This window comes from Micromonospora sp. ATCC 39149 (genome assembly GCF_000158815.1).
In the GTDB taxonomy this organism is placed as follows: Bacteria; Actinomycetota; Actinomycetes; order Mycobacteriales; family Micromonosporaceae; genus Micromonospora.
On record NZ_GG657738.1, the window covers coordinates 3,643,393 to 3,664,240 of the forward strand.

The 20,848-nt window shown below is 73.4% G+C and carries 15 protein-coding genes and 3 pseudogenes; 9 read left to right on the top strand and 9 right to left on the bottom strand.

Going from position 1 to position 20,848, the window contains the following annotated elements; all coding sequences use genetic code 11:
• The 3 genes and pseudogenes from MCAG_RS36265 to pdhA form a co-directional block, all read right to left on the bottom strand.
• Positions 1 to 110, bottom strand: a pseudogene (locus MCAG_RS36265) (biotin/lipoyl-containing protein); the annotation flags it as partial.
• Positions 107 to 1,096 (bottom strand): alpha-ketoacid dehydrogenase subunit beta, encoded by a 990-nt coding sequence (locus MCAG_RS15490; protein WP_007073928.1) that lies wholly within the window; start codon positions 1,094 to 1,096, stop codon positions 107 to 109. The gene MCAG_RS15490 and the pseudogene MCAG_RS36265, both read right to left, overlap by 4 nt.
• The gene (pdhA, locus tag MCAG_RS15495; protein WP_007073929.1) at positions 1,096 to 2,280 is read right to left on the bottom strand and encodes a pyruvate dehydrogenase (acetyl-transferring) E1 component subunit alpha; all 1,185 of its coding nucleotides are present in this window, start codon (positions 2,278 to 2,280) and stop codon (positions 1,096 to 1,098) included. Before pdhA ends, MCAG_RS15490 begins: the two co-directional genes overlap by 1 nt.
• 236 nt (positions 2,281 to 2,516) lie before the next feature.
• Between pdhA and MCAG_RS15500 the strand changes: the two genes are divergently transcribed.
• Together MCAG_RS15500 and MCAG_RS15515 are read left to right on the top strand one after the other, a co-directional pair.
• Positions 2,517 to 2,807, top strand: coding sequence for a hypothetical protein (locus tag MCAG_RS15500; protein ID WP_157548089.1), 291 nt, complete (start codon positions 2,517 to 2,519; stop codon positions 2,805 to 2,807).
• Positions 2,808 to 3,816: 1,009 nt separating this feature from the next.
• Entirely contained in the window at positions 3,817 to 4,476 is a 660-nt protein-coding gene (locus tag MCAG_RS15515) for a phosphatase PAP2 family protein (RefSeq protein WP_007073932.1), read from the top strand.
• 73 nt (positions 4,477 to 4,549) lie between these two features.
• Here the strand turns inward: MCAG_RS15515 and MCAG_RS15520 are convergent, their stop codons facing one another.
• From MCAG_RS15520 to MCAG_RS15530, 3 genes and pseudogenes are all read right to left on the bottom strand, one after another.
• Positions 4,550 to 5,770 carry a hypothetical protein gene (locus MCAG_RS15520; protein WP_007073933.1) on the bottom strand — a complete coding sequence of 407 codons (1,221 nt, stop codon included), beginning with the start codon at positions 5,768 to 5,770 and terminating at the stop codon, positions 4,550 to 4,552.
• 54 nt (positions 5,771 to 5,824) lie between these two features.
• Positions 5,825 to 7,505, bottom strand: a pseudogene (locus MCAG_RS15525) (GTPase).
• An 8-nt stretch (positions 7,506 to 7,513) separates the two neighbouring features.
• Positions 7,514 to 9,361 carry a GTPase domain-containing protein gene (locus MCAG_RS15530; RefSeq protein ID WP_007073935.1) on the bottom strand — a complete coding sequence of 616 codons (1,848 nt, stop codon included), beginning with the start codon at positions 9,359 to 9,361 and terminating at the stop codon, positions 7,514 to 7,516.
• A 196-nt stretch (positions 9,362 to 9,557) separates the two neighbouring features.
• Between MCAG_RS15530 and dnaK the strand changes: the two genes are divergently transcribed.
• From dnaK to MCAG_RS15555, 5 genes are all read left to right on the top strand, one after another.
• Positions 9,558 to 11,414, top strand: coding sequence for a molecular chaperone DnaK (gene dnaK, locus MCAG_RS15535; protein WP_007073936.1), 1,857 nt, complete (start codon positions 9,558 to 9,560; stop codon positions 11,412 to 11,414).
• A 47-nt stretch (positions 11,415 to 11,461) separates the two neighbouring features.
• Positions 11,462 to 12,199 carry a nucleotide exchange factor GrpE gene (grpE, locus tag MCAG_RS15540; RefSeq protein WP_007073937.1) on the top strand — a complete coding sequence of 246 codons (738 nt, stop codon included), beginning with the start codon at positions 11,462 to 11,464 and terminating at the stop codon, positions 12,197 to 12,199.
• Positions 12,200 to 12,278: 79 nt separating this feature from the next.
• Positions 12,279 to 13,463 (top strand): molecular chaperone DnaJ, encoded by a 1,185-nt coding sequence (gene dnaJ, locus MCAG_RS15545; RefSeq protein WP_007073938.1) that lies wholly within the window; start codon positions 12,279 to 12,281, stop codon positions 13,461 to 13,463.
• A gap of 32 nt (positions 13,464 to 13,495) precedes the next feature.
• On the top strand, positions 13,496 to 13,930 hold the full coding sequence (locus MCAG_RS15550; protein ID WP_007073939.1) for a heat shock protein transcriptional repressor HspR: 435 nt from the start codon (positions 13,496 to 13,498) through the stop codon (positions 13,928 to 13,930).
• 137 nt (positions 13,931 to 14,067) lie between these two features.
• Positions 14,068 to 14,295, top strand: a complete 228-nt coding sequence (locus MCAG_RS15555) for a hypothetical protein (RefSeq protein WP_007073940.1) — start codon at positions 14,068 to 14,070, stop codon at positions 14,293 to 14,295.
• A 37-nt stretch (positions 14,296 to 14,332) separates the two neighbouring features.
• Here the strand turns inward: MCAG_RS15555 and MCAG_RS15560 are convergent, their stop codons facing one another.
• The 3 genes from MCAG_RS15560 to MCAG_RS15570 form a co-directional block, all read right to left on the bottom strand.
• A complete protein-coding gene (locus MCAG_RS15560) occupies positions 14,333 to 14,764 on the bottom strand; it encodes a hypothetical protein (RefSeq protein ID WP_007073941.1) in 432 nt (143 codons plus the stop codon).
• Positions 14,765 to 14,952: 188 nt separating this feature from the next.
• On the bottom strand, positions 14,953 to 16,158 hold the full coding sequence (locus tag MCAG_RS15565) for a cation:proton antiporter (RefSeq protein WP_007073942.1): 1,206 nt from the start codon (positions 16,156 to 16,158) through the stop codon (positions 14,953 to 14,955).
• Between the two features lie 7 nt (positions 16,159 to 16,165).
• The gene (locus tag MCAG_RS15570) at positions 16,166 to 16,666 is read right to left on the bottom strand and encodes a cation:proton antiporter regulatory subunit (RefSeq protein ID WP_007073944.1); all 501 of its coding nucleotides are present in this window, start codon (positions 16,664 to 16,666) and stop codon (positions 16,166 to 16,168) included.
• Between the two features lie 31 nt (positions 16,667 to 16,697).
• Between MCAG_RS15570 and MCAG_RS15575 the strand changes: the two genes are divergently transcribed.
• Together MCAG_RS15575 and clpB are read left to right on the top strand one after the other, a co-directional pair.
• Complete coding sequence (locus MCAG_RS15575; protein ID WP_036373596.1) at positions 16,698 to 17,792, top strand: hypothetical protein; 1,095 nt, start codon at positions 16,698 to 16,700, stop codon at positions 17,790 to 17,792.
• A 369-nt stretch (positions 17,793 to 18,161) separates the two neighbouring features.
• Positions 18,162 to 20,752: pseudogene (clpB, locus tag MCAG_RS15580) on the top strand (ATP-dependent chaperone ClpB).
• The last annotated feature ends 96 nt before the right edge of the window (positions 20,753 to 20,848 follow it).

Sequence of the window (20,848 nt, forward strand, 5' to 3'; positions counted from 1 at the left end):
GCTCGATCGTGTCACCCTCTTTGACCAGCCAGGCGTTTGATCTCGCCCTCGGTCAGCCCCTCGCCCAGGTCGGGCAGGTTGAACTCCTTGATCCGCGACACGCCGCTCACCACCTGAAAGCCCGGTCGACGGCGTCGAGCACCCGGTCGAGGTCCGGCAGGTACTCCTCCTCCACCCGGGACGCCGGGTAGGGGGTGTCGAAGCCGGTCACCCGCAGTACCGGGGACTCCAGGGAGTAGAAGCACTCCTCGGTGATCCGGGCGGCGATCTCCGCGCCGAGGCCCAGGTTGCCCGGGGCCTCGTGCACCACCACGCATCGGCCGGTGCGCCGCACCGACTCGTAGGCGGCGGTCAGGTCCAGGGGGGAGAGCGTGCGCAGGTCGACGACCTCCAGCTCCCGGCCGTCCTCGGCCGCGGCGGTCGCCGCGTCCAGGCAGGTCCGCACCATCGGCCCGTACGCCAGTAAGGTGGCGTCGGTGCCGGCCCGGGCCACCCGGGCCGAGTGCAGCGGGTACGCCTCGGCCAACGGGCCGTCCAGCTCCACCAGGCCCTTCTCCCAGTAGCGCCGCTTCGGCTCCAGGAAGACGATCGGGTCGTCCGAGGCGATCGCCTGCTGGATCATCCAGTACGCGTCCTGCGGATTGGCGCAGGTCACGACCTTCAGGCCGGCGGTGTGCGCGAAGTACGCCTCCGGCGACTCCGAGTGGTGCTCGACCGCGCCGATGCCACCCCCGTACGGGATGCGGATGACCATCGGGATGCGCACCTTGCCCTGCGAGCGGTAGTGCATCTTCGCCACCTGCGACACGATCTGGTCGTACGCGGGGTAGACGAAGCCGTCGAACTGGATCTCGCAGACCGGGCGGAAGCCGCGGATGGCCAGGCCGACCGCAGTGCCGATGATGCCGGACTCGGCCAGCGGCGTGTCGATCACCCGCTGGTCGCCGAAGTCCTTCTGGAGCCCGTCGGTGATCCGGAAGACGCCGCCGAGCTTGCCGACGTCCTCGCCCATGATGACGACCTTCTGGTCGTGCTCCAGGGCCCGACGCAGGCCGGTGTTGAGGGCCTTGCCGAGGGTGAGCGTCTCCGTGGCCATCAGTGGGCGCTCCCTTCGAACGTCTCCAGGTAGCGGCTGAACTGCGCCCGCTGCTCGTCGAGCTCCGGGGACCCGTGGGGGTAGACGTGGTCGAACATCGTCACCGGCTCGGGGTTGGGCATGGCGAGCACGCGCTCGCGCAGGTGCACCGACTCGGCGCGGGCCTGCTCGTCGACCTCGGCGAAGAACGACTCGTCGGCGATCTTCTGCTTCTCCAGGAACGCCTTCATCCGGGTGATCGGATCCTTGGCCTGCCAGGCCTCGACCTCGCTGGCGATCCGGTACCGGGTCGGGTCGTCGGAGGTGGTGTGCGCCCCCATCCGGTACGTGTACGCCTCGATCAGGCTCGGGCCCTGGCCGTGTCGCGCGTTGTCCAGCGCGTGCCGGGTCACCGCGTACGAGGCGAGCACGTCGTTGCCGTCCACCCGGACGCCGGGGAAGCCGAAGCCGCGCGCCCGCTGGTAGAGCGGGACTCGGGTCTGCCGTTCCAGGGGCTCGGAGATGGCGTACTGGTTGTTCTGGCAGAAGAACACCAGCGGGGCGTTGAAGACGCTGGCCCAGACGAACGCCTCGTTCACGTCGCCCTGGCTGGTCGCGCCGTCGCCGAAGTAGGCGATCACCGCCTCGCCGTCGTCGCCACCGGTCTTGCCGTCCATGTGGACGCCCATCGCGTACCCGGTGGCGTGTAGGGTCTGCGCCCCGATCACGATCGTGTACATGTTGAACCTGAACTCGTTCGGGTCCCAGCCGCCCTGGTCGACGCCCCGGAACAGGCCGAGCGGCATGATCGGGTCGATGCCCCGGCAGTAGAGGACACCGTGCTCCCGATACGTCGGGAAGGCCATGTCCTGGCTGCGCAGCGCGCGCCCGGAGCCGACCTGTGCCGCCTCCTGGCCGAGCAGGCTGGCCCACAGCCCCAGCTCGCCCTGCCGCTGCAACGCGGTGGCCTCGGCGTCGAGCCTGCGGACCAGCACGAGGTCGCGGTACAGCCCGCGGTACTCCTCGTCGGTGAAGTCGACGCGGTACTCCGTGCCGTCCGGGCCGAACGCGCTCTCGACGCGCTCGCCGTCGGGGGTGAGTAGCTGTACGAGTTCCGGGTTGCCGCCAGCCGGCGCGGCCGATCGCTTGGCACGGGGTGCGGCTCGCCGGCCGCGGGTGGTGACCCCGGGGTCGCCCTTTGCCATCCGTCTCTCCCTGTCGTGGTCTGCGCCGGCACCGGGGGTGACCCGCTCCGCGCAGTGCGTGCACCCACCCGGCTGGTGCCGGGCTGGTTCCTGGCGGCCGCGCCTAGCCCCGGTGAGGGTTGCCGCGCGGCGTGAGCCGGATTCCGTGCGAACCCGGTTCGGGAGCGCCGGCGCCGTACCGCGCCTGCCGCGGGGTGCGCGGAGGTCGTGGCTGCGTTGCCGTCGTGCCACAAATCATGGCAGAGGAGGTGAGCGGGCCCACAGTACGCCCGCCCGGTTTCCGGGTGCTGTCGGTTTTGCGGCTGGCGGGGCCGTTTGTCGGCAGGCGGATCGCGACTTGGCAGGGCGGGTCGGACAATTTGTGTGTCGACACGCGGTGGCTCCTGGTGAACTGGCCGTCACTGGGTCAAGCTGATGATGCCGGGCGGGTGTTTCATGACCTTATGCCCGTTTCTTACTGGTTGATCGCCGCCCGCCCCGTACCGGTGATCGACGACGAGGAGTATGTGCGTGTCTCAGCCAGATGAGGATCCCACCGTGCCGCTGCTCGGCCGGCACCGTGCCAACGGGGGCGGCTACCGCCGTGTCGTCGGGGCGCACCGCGCCCCCGGCTCCGGCGGCCCGGGGCGGGGCTACCTCTTCACGGTCGCCCTGCTCGCCGGCACCGCCTCGATGCCGATCCTCGCCGCCATCAGCACCGGGTCGGCCACGGTGGGCAGCACCGCGCTGCCCGATAGCAGCACCCCATTTCTACCCTCACGCCCTCCGTCGGGCCCGGTGTCGTGCCGGTGCCGGCGGTCGGGCAGCCCGCGTCACCCCGTCCACCCTGCCGGCCACGGATCGTGGTGCCCAAGCCGGGCGGCCGGGGTCAGAGCTCCGTAGCCGCACCGCGCCGGTCGCGCCGGCCGCCTCCGACCGGTCGGACCCCGACGCGGTGCACCGCCACCGCCCCCGGTGCCGACCCTGCCCCTGCCGCCCGCCGTGACCCGACCCCCACCCCGACGCCAAACCCCTCCCCGGTCCCGGCACCGACCGACGGGCCGACCGGGGAGCCGACGCCGTCGGCCGAGCCGACGACGACCCTCTCCGCCTCGGCGCAGGTGCCGTCCCCGTCGTCCGGCACCGAACCGACCGTGACGGCGGAGCCGCCCGCCGACCCCCGCCCGTCGGCAAGTCCCCGTCCGACGCCCAGTCCCCGTCCGACGGCTAGTGCGGAGCCTTCCGCGGAACCCGGGCCGACGGCGAGCCCCGGCCCGACCGTGAACGCGCCGACCGTGGACACGAGGTCGGCCGCAGATCCTGAGCCGGCCGACGAGCCCAGCCCGGCGCCGCAGACCCCGGCCGTTCCGCCCCGGCCTACCGTCCTCGCCTCAGCTTCCCCGGCCGAGCCCGCCCGATGAGGGCTGTCGCCGCCGGCCCGCACGCCCATCAAGGTCATGCTCGATCACGGAAGCGGTGGCCCCACGGCGCGACGGATGCCACTGCTTCCCGGATCGAGCGTGACCATGGTCCAGGGCCTCGGCGGAGAATGCGGAGATGGGAGCGACAGGACTGAGCGGACCTGATCGGCCCGCAGGCGGAGGGGCACCTTCCCGCGTCACGGTCGCCCCGCCGGGCCCGAGCCTGCGCGCCGCCCGCCTGATCACCGAGCTGACCGCGCCCGCAGTCCTGGTGACCACGCTGACGGTGCTGATCGGCTGGCACGGCGGCAGGAGCGGCGGGCACGGGCTGGCCTGGGGGCTGCTCGCCACCGTCTTCGCCAGCGGGATCCCGTTCGCGTACATCGTCGGCGGGGTGCGCCGCGGTCGACTCACCGACCACCACGTCGGCGTACGCGAGCAGCGCCGCCTGCCGCTGCTGTTCGGGCTGACCTCGACGGCGGGCGGGTGGGCGCTGCTCGCCGCGCTCGGCGCGCCCCGCCCGTTGCTGGCGCTGGTGGCGGCGGGCGTGGTGGGTCTCGTGGTGGCGGTGACGGTGAGCCACTGGTGGAAGATGTCGATCCACACGGCGGTCGCCGCCGGCGCGGTGGTGGTGCTGGTGCTCACCTTCGGCCCGCTGCTGCTGACCGCCGCTCCGCTGCCGGTGTTGGCCGGCTGGTCCCGGGTACGGCTGCGAGCCCACACCGTGCCCCAGGTGCTGGTCGGCGGCACCGTAGGCGGGCTGGTGGCCGGAGTCGTCTACGGCGCGCTCGGCTGAGCGCCCACCGCCCCGGCCCGGCCACCGCCCCGGCCCGCTCACCGCCCGGCCTGCGCTCGACGGCAGCCGTGGGTCAGGCCCCGTCGTCGGCGAGCCGGTGCCGGTTCGCCTCGATCCAGGCGTTCAGGGCGGCCGGGTCGTCCGGGTCCACCCCGTCGGCCATCAGCTGGGCCACCGCCGCCGTGGCGGCGCTGCGCCGTTCGCCGGTGGAGTAGAGCCGGGCGAACTCGGGGATCATCTCCTCGATCGCGGTGTCGGTCCGGGCTGCCGCCGCCTGCGGCAGCCCTTTGCGCCGGGCCGCGTACGCGGCCCAGCCGCGCAGCACCCGGGGCAGCATCGCCGCGTCGTCCATGTCGAGCACGGCCCGCCGGTGCACCCAGTCCAGCAGAAACAGCTCGGCCACGGTGGGGCTCCAGCGCAGCGGGTCGGCGTCGGGGAAGCTCGCCGCGTGGTCGAGCAGCAGGCTGAGGCAGAAGTGCAGCGAGGCAAGCCCCGCGCCGTCGGACGGGTCCAGGTCGTAGCGGGTGGCCTCGGGCGAGGCGAGGAACGCCCGAACCAGCTCCGTGCGCTGGTCGCCGGAGAGCGGCTCGGCGTCCCGGGTGGCCCCGGCGGGCGACGGGGGCAGCAGCGCCAGCCGGGCACCGGCCAGCGCCCGGTCGGTGGCGAGGGAACCCTCGGCGGGCAGCTCGCCCAGGTCGTCGGTGACGGCCAGGTGCCGGCCGACCTCGCCGCGCATCCGGGCCGGGTCCTCCTCGCGGAACCAGGTCAGCTCGTCGCCGTCGACCATCTCCCGGACCTGGTCGACGATGCGCCCGGCGGGGCCGCCGACGAAGACGTCCTTGGTGATGCCGATGTTGTGGTCGACCAGGGCCACCAGCGCGTGCTCGGGACCGCCGGCGGCGTCGTCGTAGGCGAACGTCGCCAGGTAGGAGGTCTGGTCGCCGTACACGTCGCCGTAGCACCAGGTGCCGGTGAGGTGCACCCGGCCGAGGTGCGCGGACCAGGCCGGGACCAGGGTGCCGGCGTTGACCCTCGCCGCGCCCTCGGCGTCGGGCACCAGGGCGGCGAAGACGGAGCGGATGGTCCTCGCCGCGGCCGTGCGGCGGCGGGAGGTGGCGACGAGGAAGCCCGTGACGAACTCCCGGACGGCCGCCTGCCGGTCGGTTTCCGCGACCGAGTAGACGCTGCCGAGCAGCGCCGCGCCGAGCATCTCGGCATCGAGGGCGGTGTCGAGCCTGGTCACGTCGCGTGCGGCGTGCAGCACCGCGTCGTAGGGGGTCTGAGGCGTGGCCATGCGTCGACCCTACGCCCGCCGGCGGCCCCCGAACAGCGAAGAAGACCCCGGTAGTCAGCGGCGGGCGGCCTCGCGCAACGCCTGCTGTGCCTGCCCGTGGCGGGCCAGCACCGTCCGCACCGGCTCCAACACGTACTCCCGCCCGACGGCGCCGACGGCGAGGGTGAGGCGCTGCTCGGCCCGGCCGCGCGCCCGGCGGGCCGCCCACCGCACGACGGGCCTGGTCAGCGCCGCCACCAGCAGCCCGGCGAGGAGGCCGCCGAGCAGCAGCAACGTGGGCAGCGGGGCCTCGCCTACCCGGGGATCGTCGAGGGCCGGCAGCCCGAGGACGCGCAGCGCGTAGCCGAGCGCGAGCCAACCGAGGCCGGCGACGGCCGCGACGGTGACCAGCCACTGCACCCCGCCGACGATCCGCCACCAGGCGGGCCGGCGGCCCATCCCGAGGTCGGTCTGGGCCACCGCGCGGTCCAGGGCGTCGCAGGTCGTCCAGCCGGGACCGGGCGGCGGTGGTCACCGCGGCGGCCCAGGGGTCGGGCAGGCCGGCGCCGGCGTGGTCGGCCACCGCGCGCACGGCCAGCCCCAGCGCCGAGCGCTGCGCGGCGGTCGGATCGGGTACGGAGGTCGCGGCGACCAGGCTCTCCGCCGGGTCACCGGCGTCGCCGCCCGTGGGCGGGCCGGGCAGGTGTAGCCGGCGCAGCGGGTCGTGGCGCAAATGTCGCCAGCTGCTCACCAGCGGCCAACCAGTGCTTGCGGCGGCCCGGTGCCGGTACGCCCCCTCGACCGCCGCCGCCACCGCCGGCACCCCGGCCACCCCGGCCAGCGCCCGGCCCAGCCCGGAGGCGGTCGGCCCGTCCGTCGGGTCGGCCGTGGGCTCGGCGGCGACCAGCTCGGCCAGCCCGGCGACGACCGTGTCCACGTCGCCGGCGAGGCGACGCAGGGCGGCCTGCCGCTCGGCGACCGTACGCTCCAGGGTGGCCCGCAGGTCGGTGATCCCGGACGGGTCGACGGCGGTGGTGGCCAGCAGCGGCACCCCGCCCAGCCCGTCGGCGTCGAGCAGCCGGCGCAGGTCGTCCAGGACGCGGGGCAGCTCGGCCGGGGGCAGCCGGTCGGCCTGGTTGAGCACGACCAGCGTCACGTCCCGGTGCCGGTGGAACTCGCGCAGGTAGCTGGTGTGGATCACCCGGTCGGCGTACTTCTGCGGGTCGACGACCCAGACCACCAGGTCGACCAGGCCGAGCAGGCGGTCCACCTCCAGCCGGTGCGACCGCTGCACCGAGTCGAAGTCGGGCAGGTCGAGCAGAACCAGCCCGTGCAGGGCCGACTCGTCGTCGCCGTCGAGCGCGCTCTCCCGGACGAACCGGTGCCGGGGCAGCACGCCGGTCCAGTCGAGCAGTCGGTTCGCGCCGTCGAGCGGGCCCCAGACGCAGGCGTGCGCCACCCCGGTGGTGGGGCGGCGCACCCCGACCGGGGAGAGGTCGAGCCGGGCGAGCGCGTTGAACAGGCTGGACTTGCCGCTGCCGGTGGCACCGGCGAGGGCGACGACCGTGTGGTCGCGGGAGAGGGCGAGCCGGGTGCCGGCCCGCTCGACGAGGGTGTGCGCGGGCACGAGCTGGGTGTCCGGGAGCTGGCCGTCGGCCGCGTCGAGGAACCAGCGGACGGCCGTCAGGCGGGCGATCAGCACGTCCGGGTCGACTCGCTGGTCGCCCCGCAGTGCCTCGCGCACCCGGCCGACGATGTTGGGGCTCACCGGGCCCCGCCTTCCGGGATGAGCGCCGAGGGCAGGGTCGCGGCGCCGGCGGCAGCCAGGCCACTGCGGTGCCGCGCCTCCTCCACCCGGTCGGCCGCCGCCCGCAGAGCGTCCCCGGCGTCCGCCGCCGGACGCGTCGTCGCCGTTCGGGACAGGAACCGGGTGGCCTCCGCGTCGAGCAGCTCGCGGATCCGCCCCAGCAGGTCGCTCCGGGCCTTCGCGGCCAGCGTACGCACCGCCTGGTCGCCGAAGATCGCCTGGAGTACGACCTGCCCGGCGGTCGTGGTGCCGGCCCCGGCGGCGACCTCCAGCCCGGTCGGGATGAACGCCGTCGAGGCGAACACGGCGATCATCACGGCCAGCCCGGTGGCGTTCACCGCGTACGCGGCCGTGCGGGCCACGAACCGCCGGTCGGCGCCCTCGGCCCGGACCAGCGCCAGCACCTCGCGTTGCCAGTCCCGGACCAGTCGTTCGGCGCGGTCGGAAAAGTCGGTGCCCGGGTGGGCGAGCGGCGGGTCCAGCAGGGCCGCACCGGCGGGGTGTGCCCGCCACCCGGTGTACGCGTTCTCGGCCGCCTCGGCGGCTGCCCCGCGCAGCAGTGTGACGAGCTGCGACTCGATGGCGTCACGCAGCTCGGTGGCGGGGGCGGGCCGGCCGGTCACCGTCGCCACGAGTCGGTCCCGCAGCCGGCCGATCCGCGCCTCCAGGTTGCGGAAGAACTGGCCGGTGCCGACGAACTCCTGCCAGCGGACGAGTACCTCGCCGCGCAGCATCCGGCCGTCCTTGAGGCCCTGCTCCACGGTCCGCTCGGCCGCCTGGTAAGCGGCCACGACCCGCTCGTCGAGGGCGTCGGCGCCGGCTCCCTGCTCGTCGGCGGCGTCGGCCAGGCCCGCGGCGGCGGGGCCCAGCGCGGCCAGCGCGCCGTCCAGGGTCTGCCGGACGACGGTGGCGCGGGCCCCGGCGTCGGCGGCCAGCCGGGAGAACCAGGTGCTCAGCGGCTCGGTGATCTTGTCCGGCAGGAGGCCCTGGCCGTCGACCCAGGTTTCCGGGAGGACGAACAGGGGCGCCGCGCCGAGGCCGTGGGCGGCGAGCATCTCGGCCAGGTGGGCGGCCACCTCGTCGGTGGCCTCCGCCGGCACCCGGTCGAGCACCATGGCGATCACCACGCCCCGGGCGCGGGCGGTGTGCAGCAGCTCCCAGGGGACCGCGTCGGCGTACCGGGCGGCGGTGGTGACGAAGAGCCAGAGGTCGGCGGCGGCGAGGAGCTGGTTGGCGAGCGCACGGTTGGCGTCGACCACCGAGTCGATGTCGGGGGCGTCGAGGAAGGCCAGCCCGGCGGGCAGCGCCGGGGCCGTCACGATCTGGAGGGTGTTCGGGTCCTCGCTCGGCTCGCTGGTGCGGGTGAGGCCGGGCAGCAGCTCGCCCTGCCGGAACCAGCAGGAGTCGGCCGGGTTGCACACGAGCACCGGTGAGCGGGTGGTCGGCCGGAGCACCCCGGCGGCGCTGACGCGGGCTTGGACGAGGCTGTTGACCAGGGTCGACTTGCCGGCCCCGGTGGAGCCGCCGACGACCACGAGTAGCGGCGCGTCGAGCCGGGCGAGGCGCGGCAGGAGATAGTCGTCGAGTTGCGCGGTCAAGCTCGCGCCGACCTGCCGGGCCGCCTCGGCCGAGGGCAGGGCGAGCGGGAACCGGGCCGCGCCGATCGCGGCCCGCAGGGCGGTGAGCGCGGCGGGCAGGCCTTCTCCGGAAGGGCCGGACGGGTCCTCCCCGGCATCCCCCATGCCGGTACGGGCGGCGACGGCGGGCGAACCGGTTCCGATGGCGGGATCGCCGTGCGTCGTCACCGCTAAAGCGTGCCCGACCGGCGCAGGGTAATACAACCGGGCTCCCCCGAACGCGAGGTTGCGTCGGGTCGACTCAACTCGACTTGACGATCGCCGCAGGCGTGGCACTATTGAGTCAAGTTCACTCAACTTGTGGCGAGTGCGCGGCGGGGCGGTCCCCGTCACCTGCTCCAACGTAAGAAGCGAGGAAGCGAAGATGGCACGTGCGGTCGGTATCGACCTCGGCACGACGAACTCCTGCGTCAGCGTTCTCGAGGGCGGTGAGCCCACCGTCATCGCGAACGCTGAGGGCTCGCGGACGACCCCGTCGATCGTCGCGTTCGCCCGCAACGGCGAGGTGCTCGTCGGTGAGGTCGCCAAGCGCCAGGCGGTGACGAACCCGGACCGGACCATCCGGTCGGTCAAGCGGGAGATCGGCACCAACTGGACCGTCGACATCGACGGCAAGAAGTACACCCCGCAGGAGATCTCGGCCCGGACGCTGATGAAGCTCAAGCGGGACGCCGAGGCGTACCTGGGCGAGCAGATCACCGACGCGGTGATCACCGTCCCGGCCTACTTCAACGACGGCCAGCGCCAGGCCACCAAGGAGGCCGGCGAGATCGCCGGCTTCAACGTGCTGCGGATCGTGAACGAGCCGACCGCGGCGGCCCTGGCGTACGGGCTGGACAAGGGCTCCAAGGAGCAGACCGTCCTGGTCTTCGACCTCGGCGGCGGCACCTTCGACGTGTCGCTGCTGGAGCTGGCCGAGGGCGTCATCGAGGTCAAGTCGACCAGCGGTGACAACCACCTCGGCGGCGACGACTGGGACCAGCGGATCATCGACCACCTGGTGAAGACCTTCCGGGGCGAGCACGGCATCGACCTGGCGCAGGACAAGATGGCCCTCCAGCGGCTCCGTGAGGCGGCCGAGAAGGCCAAGATCGAGCTGTCGGCGGCCACCACCACCAATATCAACCTGCCGTACATCACGGCCGGCTCCGCCGGCCCGCTGCACCTGGACGTGACGCTCAGCCGCGCCGAGTTCCAGCGGATGACGCAGGACCTGCTGGACCGCTGCAAGGGCCCGTTCGAGCAGGCCGTGAAGGACGCCGGGATCAAGGTCTCCGACGTCGACCACGTCATCCTCGTCGGCGGCTCCACCCGGATGCCGGCCGTCACCGACCTGGTCAAGCAGCTCACCGGCGCGGAGCCCAACAAGGGCGTCAACCCCGACGAGGTCGTCGCCGTGGGCGCCGCCCTCCAGGCCGGCGTGCTCAAGGGCGAGGTCAAGGACGTCCTGCTGCTCGACGTGACCCCGCTGAGCCTGGGCATCGAGACCAAGGGCGGCATCTTCACCAAGCTCATCGAGCGCAACACCACCATCCCGACCAAGCGCTCCGAGGTCTTCACCACGGCCGACGACAACCAGCCGTCGGTGCTGATCCAGGTGTTCCAGGGCGAGCGGGAGATCGCGGCCTACAACAAGAAGCTCGGCACCTTCGAGCTGACCGGCCTCCCGCCCGCGCCGCGCGGCGTGCCGCAGATCGAGGTCACGTTCGACATCGACGCCAACGGCATCGTGAACGTGCACGCGAAGGACCTGGGCACCGGCAAGGAGCAGAAGATGACGATCACCGGCGGCTCCTCGCTGCCGAAGGACGACATCGAGCGGATGCGCCGTGACGCCGAGGAGCACGCCGAGGACGACAAGCGTCGCCGCGAGGAGGCGGAGACCCGCAACCTCGCCGAGGCACTCCAGTGGCAGACCGAGAAGTTCCTCGCCGAGAGCGGCGACAAGCTGCCGGGCGAGAACCGGGAGCAGCTCAACGAGGCCCTCGGCGAGCTGCGCGGCGCGCTCGGCGGCCAGGACATCGACAAGATCAAGGCGGCCCACGAGAAGCTTGCCCAGGTCTCCCAGCAGGCCGGCTCGCTGCTCTACGCGTCCCAGCAGGCCGAGCAGGGCGAGCAGCCGGGGGCGGCCGGCCCGGGTGCCGGCGCGACCGGCGGTGCCAAGGCCGGCGGCGCCGACGACGTGGTCGACGCCGAGATCGTGGACGAGGACAAGAAGTGACGATCCGCCTCGGACACGTACTCACGGCCAAGGGATGAGGTAACCGCATGACGGAGAAGCCACGAGCCGCCGACCCGGTGGAGCCCGGGTCGACGCCGGGTGGCTCCGCGACCGCCGGGCAGTCCGAGCAGCCGCGGGTCGTCATCCGTGACAACCGCAAGATCAGCAAGCCCGAGGTGCCCGCCGCGACCGACGCCGGGGCGGACAGCCCGGCGGAGGGCCTGGTCGAGGACGTCGAGATCGTGGTCGACGAGATCAAGGTCGAGGCCGCGTCGGTGGACGGGCCGCCCGTGGTCGACGCCCCGGCGCAGCCGGTCGAGGGCACGGCCCCGGCCGCCGCAGCGCCGCTCGGCGCCGAGCTGGAGGCGCTGCGGGCCGAGCTGGACGAGCGGACCCGGGACCTGCAACGGGTGACGGCGGAGTACGCCAACTACCGCAAGCGGGTGGACCGGGACCGCAGCCTCGTCCAGGAGCAGGCGACCGGTTCGGTGCTCGCCGCGCTGCTGCCGATCCTCGACGATTTGGACCGCGCCCGCGAGCACGGGGACCTGGTGGGTCCGTTCGGCACGGTGGCCGAGCAGCTCACCACGGCGTTGGGCAAGTTCGGCCTGTCCGCGTTCGGCGAGCAGGGCGACCCGTTCGATCCGACCCGGCACGAGGCGGTGGCCCACCAGACCTCCGCCGACGTCACCGAACCGACCTGCGTGCAGGTCATGCGCCGGGGCTACCAGCTCGGCGAGCGGCTGCTGCGGCCCGCCATTGTCGCGGTCGCCGACCCGGAGTAGTGCCGACCCGTGTCGTCCCGCCCGCCCACACCGGGCGGGCGGGACGTTCGGGGTACGTCCCGTGGAAGGGGGTGGACCGGTGAGTACCAAGGACTGGATCGAGAAGGACTACTACGCCACGCTGGGCGTGCAGAAGTCCGCCTCCTCGGACGAGATCAAGAAGTCGTACCGGAAACTGGCCCGGGAGTCGCACCCGGACCACAACCCGGGCGACCCCAGGGCCGAGGAGCGGTTCAAGGCCGTCTCCGAGGCGTACGCGGTGCTCGGTGACGAGGCCAAGCGCCGCGAGTACGACGAGATGCGCTCGCTGTTCGGCTCGGGCCAGTTCCGGCGTAACGCCCGGGGTCCGGGTGGCCCCGGCGGGCAGCCGTTCGACGTCTCCGACATGTTCGGCGGCGCGGCGGGCGGCGGTGACCGCCGCTTCGGCGGGGCCGGCTTCCAGGACCTGTTCAGCTCGATCTTCTCCGGTGGCGGTGCCGGCGGTCCGGCCCGCCCGCGCGGCCCGGCGAAGGGTCGGGACATCGAGACCGAGGTGGCGCTCGACTTCGGCGACGCGGTACGCGGGGTCACCCTCCCGCTGACCCTGCGCGCGCCCGGGGTCTGCGACACCTGCGCCGGCAGCGGGGCGAAACCCGGCACCTCGCCGGTGACCTGCCCGGTCTGCCACGGAGCCGGGGTGACCACCCGCAACCAGGGGTCGTTCAGCTTCTCCGAGCCGTGCCGCAACTGCCAGGGCGTGGGGACGGTCGTCGAGGAGAAGTGCCCGGAGTGCCACGGCACGGGCGGGGTCACCAAGACCCGCACGCTGAACGTCCGCTTCCCCGCCGGGGTGGCCGACGGACAGCGGATCCGGCTGAGCGGGCGGGGCGAGCCGGGCGAGCGCGGCGGCCCGGCCGGCGACCTGTACGTGCACGTGAAGGTGCGGCCGGACGAGCTGTTCGGGCGTACCGGGGACGACCTGACCCTGACCGTGCCGATCACCTTCCCGGAGGCCGTGCTCGGCACGGACCTGCGGGTGCCCACGCTCGACGGCACGGTGACCCTGCGGGTCCCGCCGGGCACGCCGAGCGGCCGGGTGCTGCGCGCCCGGGGCAAGGGCGTGCTGCGCCGGGACGGCCGGGCCGGCGACCTCCTGGTGACGCTCGACGTGGTGGTGCCGGCCGGGGTGTCCGACGAGGCGCGGGCGGCGCTGGAGGCGTTCGCCGAGCAGACCCCGCCGGCCGCCCGGGAACATCTCGACGCGCGGGTGCGTCGATTCAGTTGAGCCTGCTGGAGTACGTGCGGAGGTGAGCGGGGATGGCGGGACACCACGGCGGCTCGGATGACCCTGCCTACGAGGCCAAGGTGCTGATGATCTCGGTCGCGGCGCGGATGGCGGGAATGCATCCCCAGACCCTGCGCCAGTACGACCGGCTCGGCCTGGTGCAGGCCGGCCGGGCGGCCGGCGGCGGGCGCCGCTACAGCGTCCGGGACGTGGTACTGCTGCGCGAGGTGCAGCGGCTCAGTCAGGACGAGGGGGTCAACCTCGCGGGGGTCAAGCGGATCATCGGCCTGGAACGCCTGCTGGAGGAGGCCCAGCAGCGGGTCGCGCGGCTGGAGGCCGAGCTGGACGCCGCGTATCGCCGAATGGCGGAGCTGGAGTCCCTGGCCCGGTTCCCGGGCCGCGACCTGGTGCCCACCAACCGCACCTCCACGGCCCTGGTGGTCTGGCGTCCCCGGCGCGACCGCTGACCCGCCGCCCACCGCACCGGAGCCCACCAGCCCGGTCCGCTTCCCGGAACTCCGGCGCGGGCCGGGCCGGTTCGGCTAACCTGCGAAACAGGCCCGACCCGAGTGATCCGGGCCAACCGCGCTGGCGAGGGGGAGCCATGTCGGAACCGGCCAAGAAGCTGGCGAGGCAGGCGGAGGAGCGGCTCGACCGGGTCGCCAGGTTGGCCCAGCAGTTCGACAAGATCACTGAGGGGCGGTTCTCCGACCTGGTCAAGGACGGCCGGTTCGCCGATCAGGTCGACCACGGTGTCGACCGGGGGCGGGCCGACGCGCGGCGCGCCGAGCAGGACGCGCGACGCCAGGAACGCGGCGGTTCGGCCGCCTGAGCCACCCGTACCCCGAGCCCCCCGTACGCCGAGCCGGTCAGCCGATGCGGCGGTTCTCCCGGACCAGGCCGCCCTCGCACCAGTCCCGGTAGTCGAAGAGGTCCGGCTGGGCCAGCAGCATGCGGCTGTTGTGCGCCCACGTCCGCATCATGTCGTCACCGGTCCGCTCCGACTGCTCGACCAGCTTGCGGAAGCGCCGCTTGGGGTGGGCGCGAAAGTTCGTCCGGATGCCGTCGGCGGCGTAGATGTAGAGGCAGTGCAGCGCGAACCGGCGGGCCGGGCAGGCTGGGTCCATCGCCAGCTCGAACAGGGTCTGCACCAGGTGGTCACCGGAGACCAGCAGGTCCCAGTCCGGCGGCATCGACGTCAGCGGAACTGAGTCGGGTTGGTACGCCCACGCCCGCAACTCCGCCGGGGACGGGTCGACGGGGTTGGCGAAGCCGTGGAACGTCGAGTCCTGCACGCTCACCGGCCAACCTTCCGCTCGCGCCCGAGGGCGACCGACCGGCCTCCCACGGACCCTTGCTGCTGGGGCGAAACGGTAACCCGGGCCGCCGACCAGGGGAAGGGTTCCGCGGCACCAATTCGGCATCCGATGGGCGGGGGGCGGGGCCGACCGTACGGCCGGCCCGGCCCCCGGGTGCGCTGAGCGCCGGCTCAGTCGGTGCTGACCAGCGGCTCGGCGCGCTGGGCGACGGCCCGTTGCCGCAGCCACACCTTGAACCAGGCGAAGTCCGGCAGCCGGGCCAGCATCGGCCCGGTCACCACGGTGATCAGCACGTACGCGGTGGCCAGCGCGGCCAGCTTCGGCTCGACGCTGCCGGCGGCCACGGCGAGCCCGGCGATGACGATGGAGAACTCGCCGCGTGGCACCAGGGCCAGCCCGGCCCGCCACCGGCCGGGTTCCTTGATCCCCACCCGCCGGGCGGCCAGGTACCCGGTCAGCGTCTTGGTTCCCATCGTCACCACGGCCAACACGAGCGCCGGCAGCAGCACGGGCGGGATGTCCCGAGGGTCGGTGACCAGGCCGAAGAAGACGAAGAACACCGCAGCGAACAGGTCCCGCAGCGGGGAGAGCATCTGGGTGGCGTGGTGCGCCACCGGGCCGGACAGCGCGATGCCGACCAGGAACGCGCCGACCGCCGCCGACACCTGGAGCTTCGCCGCGACGCCGGCGATCAGCAGGGTGAGCCCGAGCACGCCGAGCAGCAGCGCCTCGGGGTCCTTCGCCGACATGGCCGAGGAGATCAGGTGGCCGTACCGGATCGCCACCACCAGCACCAGCACGACGGTACCGACCGCGATGCCGAGCGCGATGCCGCCGCCGAGCAGGCCGGTGCCGGCCAGCACGGCGGTGAGCAGCGGCAGGTAGAGCGCCATCGCCAGGTCCTCGATGACCAGCACCGAGAGGACCACGGGTGTCTCCCGGTTACCGAGCCGACCCAGGTCGGCCAGCACCTTGGCGATCACGCCGGAGGAGGAAACCCAGGTGATGCCGGCGAGCACGATCGCGGCCACCCAGTCCCAGCCGAGCAGGAAGGCGAAGGCCGCGCCGGGCAGCGCGTTGAGCACGCCGTCGATCAGACCGGCGGGTGCCGCCGAGCGCAGGTTGCCGACCAGCTCGCTGGCCGAGTACTCCAGGCCGAGCATGACCAGCAGCAGGATCACGCCGATCTCCGCGCCGACGGCGAAGAACTCCTCGCTGGCGGCCAGGGGCAGCACGCCGCCGTGGCCGAAGACGAGCCCGGCGAGCAGGTAAAGGGGAATAGGTGAGAGGCCGATCCGCCGGCCGAGCCGCCCCAGCAGCCCGAGCAGGAACAGCAGTGCACCGACCTCGACGAGCAGCGTTGTGGTCTCGTGCATCCGCGCCTCAGCCGTCCGGGTCGCTGTCGGCGAGGATGGCGGTCACGCCGTCGAGCCCCTTCCGGGTACCGACCACGACCACCACGTCACCGGCGTCGAAGCGGAAGGCCGGGTCCGGCGAGACGATCACCTCGCCCCGGCGCAGCACCGCGACGATCGAGGCGCTGGTCCGGGTGCGGGCCCTCGTGTCGCCGAGCCGCCGGTTGACGTACTTCGAGCTGGCCGGGATGGCGATCTGCTCGGTTAGCAGCCCGGCGGCCTGCTCGCGCAGACCGGAGAGCTGGCCGAGCATCAGCGACGCGCCGAGGATGTCCGCCAGCGCCTCCGCCTCGTCGTCGGTCAGCGGTATGTCGTGCTGGCAGGAATCGGGATCGTCCGGGTCGTACAGGACAAGATCGCGGCGGCCATTGCGATGGGAAACCACACCGAGTCGGCGTCCGGATTCAGTCAACAGGTCGTGACGCATCCCGATGCCGGGTAGGGCAGTCTGTTCGACACGTACTCGCACGTGGCAAGGCTACCGGTTGAGGGGAAGGTCAATGGCTGGTCGATTCCGCCGCAGGGCGGTCGCGCTGCTGCTCGTACCGCTGGTGGCCGGCTGTTCGATCGGCGATGTCCGCCGCCCGCCACCGGACCGCACCGCCCCGTCACCCCGACCGGCCGCGACGGAACCGGCGCCCACGGCCGCCGAAGTCGAGTTGCGCGAGGTCCGGGTCCCGGTCGGCAAGGGCTACGACCAGCCGTACGTCGAGTTCGTCTCCGCCGAGCGCGGGTACGCCCTCTTCGCCGGCTGCTCCGGCCGGCCGCCGGGGCGGGACTGCCCGGCGGTGCTCTACGCCACGACCGACGGCGGGCGGTCCTGGCGGCGGCTCACCCATCCCCGCCCGGTCGCCGACGACCAGCAGCTCTACGTCGCCCCGGGCGTGCTGGTGCTGTTGGCCGAGCCGCACGGCTGGTACACCTCCACCGACGGCGGGCGCACCTTCGCGCACAGCCGGGGCGAGCAGGCCCCCGCCGAGTGGCGGGCCGCCCAGGGTTCGTACCAGATCGACGAGGCCACCGGCCGGGTGGTCCGCTGGGCGGGGCGGCGGGGAACGCCCCTGCCCGCCCAGCCGCCCGTGCCGGTGCCGCACGGCGTCGCCGAGGCCCGTGACCTGCTGGTGGTGGCCGGCGTCGACGGCGGGAAGGCGTACGCGGCGGTTTCGACGGACCGGGGTCGGACCTGGCAGCGGACGCCGGTGCCGGTGCCCGGCGGGGAGATCGGGGTGCTGCGGCCGGTGGTCGGGCCGGACGGCGAGGCGCGGCTGGTCGGTTGGCCGCCGGACCGGACGGGCTTCCCCGCGCTCTGGCGGTACCTGGGCCGATGGGTGCCGGTGCCCGCCGCGGGGCATCCCGCGCGGGCGAACTCGGTGGTGCCGCTGAGCACCGGCCGGTTCGCGGTCAACGGCCCGGACGGCGTGGGCGTGGTGGCCGACGGCCGCTACGGCCCGCTCGACTGGCCGGTCGGCCCCCAGCACCACCTGACCCTGCTGGTCGACGGCGCGATGGCGGGCAGCGCCTCCGGCGAGGTGCTGCTGGCACCCGGGCCGGTCGGCGACCGCCGCTGGGTGCGGGTAGTGCTCAGCCCGGCCTGACGGGCCGCGTTCCGCCGGGGCACCGCGTTCCGCCCTCGGACGCGCCGGGCCCAGGTGGATTCGTTCCGGCGCATATGGAGCTGCCCCGTTTGCGCTACCGGCTGCTTCAGACGCACCGCGTTCCATGTGCACCACGCCCCACGCCCCACGCACCGCGCAGCGCGCACGGGCGGGTCGGGTTCAGGTCGGCTCTCCCAGTCCCGGCAGCACAGACGGGGCAGCTCCAAAGGGCGCGTGAACCACCCTCGGTCCGCGCCGGGTCCGCCGCCATCCTTCCGAAGTGACCCAGGTCACACCCGCAGGGTTGAGCGGAATAGGCTCAACTCTGGTTGTGTCCTTCCTAGTGGACACGCCGATCCGGGGGAGCCCATGAACACGGAACGTCTCACCACCAAGAGCCGCGAAACCATCACCGGTGCCGTCGCGCTGGCGAACCAGCGCGGTCACGCCACCGTGGAGCCCTGGCACCTGCTGCTGTCGCTGCTGGACACCGAGGGGTCGACCGCCGCCGGCCTGCTGCGCGCCGCCGGGGCGGACCCCGCCGAGCTGCGCCGGGCCGCCCAGCGTGCGGTGGACGCCCTGCCGGCCGCCCGGGGCTCCAGCATCGCCGAGCCCACGCTGGCCCGCGAGTTCGTCAACGCCATCGGCGCCGCCGAGCAGATCGCCCGGCCGCTGGGCGACGAGTACACCTCCACCGAGCACCTGCTCGCCGGCCTGGCCCGGGTGGGCGGCGCGGTATCGGTCGCGCTGCGCAACGCCGGTGCGACCGAGGAGGCCCTGGTCGCCGCGTTCCCGACCGTCCGGGGCGGGGACCGGCGGGTCACCACCGCCGACCCGGAGCAGACCTACCAGGCCCTGGCCAAGTACGGCGTGGACCTGACCGCCAGCGCCCGCGACGGGAAGATCGACCCGGTGATCGGCCGGGACTCCGAGATCCGTCGCGTCATCCAGGTGTTGTCCCGGCGTACCAAGAACAACCCGGTGCTGATCGGCGAGCCCGGTGTCGGCAAGACGGCGATCGTCGAGGGCCTGGCCCAGCGGATCGTGGCCGGCGACGTGCCCGAGTCGCTGCGCGACAAGAAGCTGGTTTCGCTCGACCTCGGCGCGATGGTGGCCGGCGCGCAGTACCGGGGCCAGTTCGAGGAGCGCCTCAAGTCCGTGCTGGAGGAGATCAAGAACTCCAACGGCCAGGTCATCACCTTCCTCGACGAGCTGCACACCGTCGTCGGCGCGGGCAAGGGCGAGGGCTCGATGGACGCTGGCAACATGCTCAAGCCGATGCTCGCGCGCGGCGAGCTGCGGATGGTCGGCGCGACGAGGGCGATCAGGCCGCCGGAGGCAGCGAGAAGGACCCGGCCCTGGAGCGCCGCTTCCAGCCGGTGCTGGTCGGCGAGCCGACCATCGCGGACACCATCGGCATCCTGCGCGGGCTCAAGGAGCGCTACGAGGTGCACCACGGCGTACGGATCACCGACGCCGCCCTGGTCGCCGCCGCCGCCCTGTCCGACCGCTACATCACCGACCGGTTCCTGCCGGACAAGGCGATCGACCTGGTCGACGAGTCCGCCTCCCGGCTGCGCATGGAGATCGACTCCCGCCCGGTCGAGGTGGACGAGATCGAGCGGGCCGTGCGCCGGCTGGAGATCGAGGAGATGGCGCTGGCGAAGGAGCCCGACGCCGCCTCCGCCGAGCGCCTCGAACGGCTGCGCAAGGAACTGGCCGACAAGCGCGAGCAGCTCACCGCCCTCTCCGAGCGCTGGCAGACGGAGAAGAGTCACATCACCAAGCTCTCCACCGCCAAGGAGGAACTGGAGCGGCTCGGCGGCGAGGCGGAGCGGGCCGAGCGCGACGGCGAGCTGGAGCGGGCCGCCGAGCTGCGGTACGGCCGCATCCCCGCCCTCAAGAACGACCTGGCGAAGGCCGAGGAGGAACTGGCCCGGCTCCAGGCCGACGGCGCGATGCTCAAGGAGGAGGTCGGCGCGGACGACATCGCCACCGTGGTCGCCTCCTGGACCGGCATCCCCGCCGGCCGGCTCCTCGAAGGCGAGACCGCCAAGCTGCTGCGGATGGAGGAGTCGCTGGGCGCGCGCGTGGTCGGCCAGACCGAGGCCGTCTCCGCCGTCTCCGACGCGGTCCGCCGCGCCCGGGCCGGCGTCGCCGACCCGGACCGCCCCACCGGCAGCTTCCTCTTCCTCGGTCCGACCGGTGTCGGCAAGACCGAGCTGGCCAAGGCGCTCGCCGAGTTCCTCTTCGACGACGAGCGGGCCATGGTCCGCATCGACATGAGCGAGTATGGCGAGAAGCACTCCGTCGCCCGGCTCGTCGGTGCCCCGCCCGGATACGTGGGCTACGAGGAGGGCGGCCAGCTCACCGAGGCGGTGCGCCGCCGGCCGTACTCGGTGATCCTGCTCGACGAGGTGGAGAAGGCCCACCCGGACGTCTTCGACGTGCTGCTCCAGGTGCTCGACGACGGCCGGCTCACCGACGGCCAGGGTCGTACCGTGGACTTCCGCAACGCGATCCTGATCCTCACCTCCAACCTCGGGTCGTCGATGATCAGCGACCTGACGCTGGCGGAGGAGCAGCGCCGGGAGGGGGTCCTCGCGGTGGTCCGGTCGCACTTCAAGCCGGAGTTCCTCAACCGGCTCGACGACATCGTGGTCTTCGCCGCGCTCCTCGGGGACGACCTGCGGGCCATCGTCGACATCCAGCTCGACCGGATGCGAGCCCGCCTCGCGGACCGTCGGCTGGCACTCGACGTCAGCGAGGCCGCCCGGGGGTGGCTCGCCGAGCACGGGTACGACCCGATCTACGGTGCCCGCCCGGTGCGCCGGCTGGTGCAGTCCGCCATCGGCGACCAACTCGCCCGGGCGCTGCTCTCCGGCGCGATCCGCGACGGCGACACGGTCCAGGTCGACCTGGCCGACGGCAAGGACGGCCTGACGGTCGCCGCGGCCTGACCCGCTCACCGGCTCGGGCAACGGACAGTAACCGAACTGTTGCCCGATGCCGCTCGGTTTCCCCACGTGCGCGGGGTTGTTACCGTCTCCGCCGAC

Bases quoted from the DNA above. Each gene is read 5' to 3' on its own strand.
- grpE (WP_007073937.1), top strand. From the start codon at position 11,462: ATGACGGAGAAGCCACGAGCCGCCGACCCGGTGGAGCCCGGGTCGACG.
- MCAG_RS15490 (WP_007073928.1), bottom strand. From the start codon at position 1,096: ATGGCCACGGAGACGCTCACCCTCGGCAAGGCCCTCAACACCGGCCTG.
- MCAG_RS15515 (WP_007073932.1), top strand. From the start codon at position 3,817: ATGGGAGCGACAGGACTGAGCGGACCTGATCGGCCCGCAGGCGGAGGG.
- MCAG_RS15555 (WP_007073940.1), top strand. From the start codon at position 14,068: ATGTCGGAACCGGCCAAGAAGCTGGCGAGGCAGGCGGAGGAGCGGCTC.
- MCAG_RS15550 (WP_007073939.1), top strand. From the start codon at position 13,496: ATGGCGGGACACCACGGCGGCTCGGATGACCCTGCCTACGAGGCCAAG.
- MCAG_RS15520 (WP_007073933.1), bottom strand. From the start codon at position 5,770: ATGGCCACGCCTCAGACCCCCTACGACGCGGTGCTGCACGCCGCACGC.
- MCAG_RS15500 (WP_157548089.1), top strand. From the start codon at position 2,517: ATGGCAGAGGAGGTGAGCGGGCCCACAGTACGCCCGCCCGGTTTCCGG.
- MCAG_RS15565 (WP_007073942.1), bottom strand. From the start codon at position 16,158: ATGCACGAGACCACAACGCTGCTCGTCGAGGTCGGTGCACTGCTGTTC.
- pdhA (WP_007073929.1), bottom strand. From the start codon at position 2,280: ATGGCAAAGGGCGACCCCGGGGTCACCACCCGCGGCCGGCGAGCCGCA.
- dnaK (WP_007073936.1), top strand. From the start codon at position 9,558: ATGGCACGTGCGGTCGGTATCGACCTCGGCACGACGAACTCCTGCGTC.
- MCAG_RS15575 (WP_036373596.1), top strand. From the start codon at position 16,698: ATGGCTGGTCGATTCCGCCGCAGGGCGGTCGCGCTGCTGCTCGTACCG.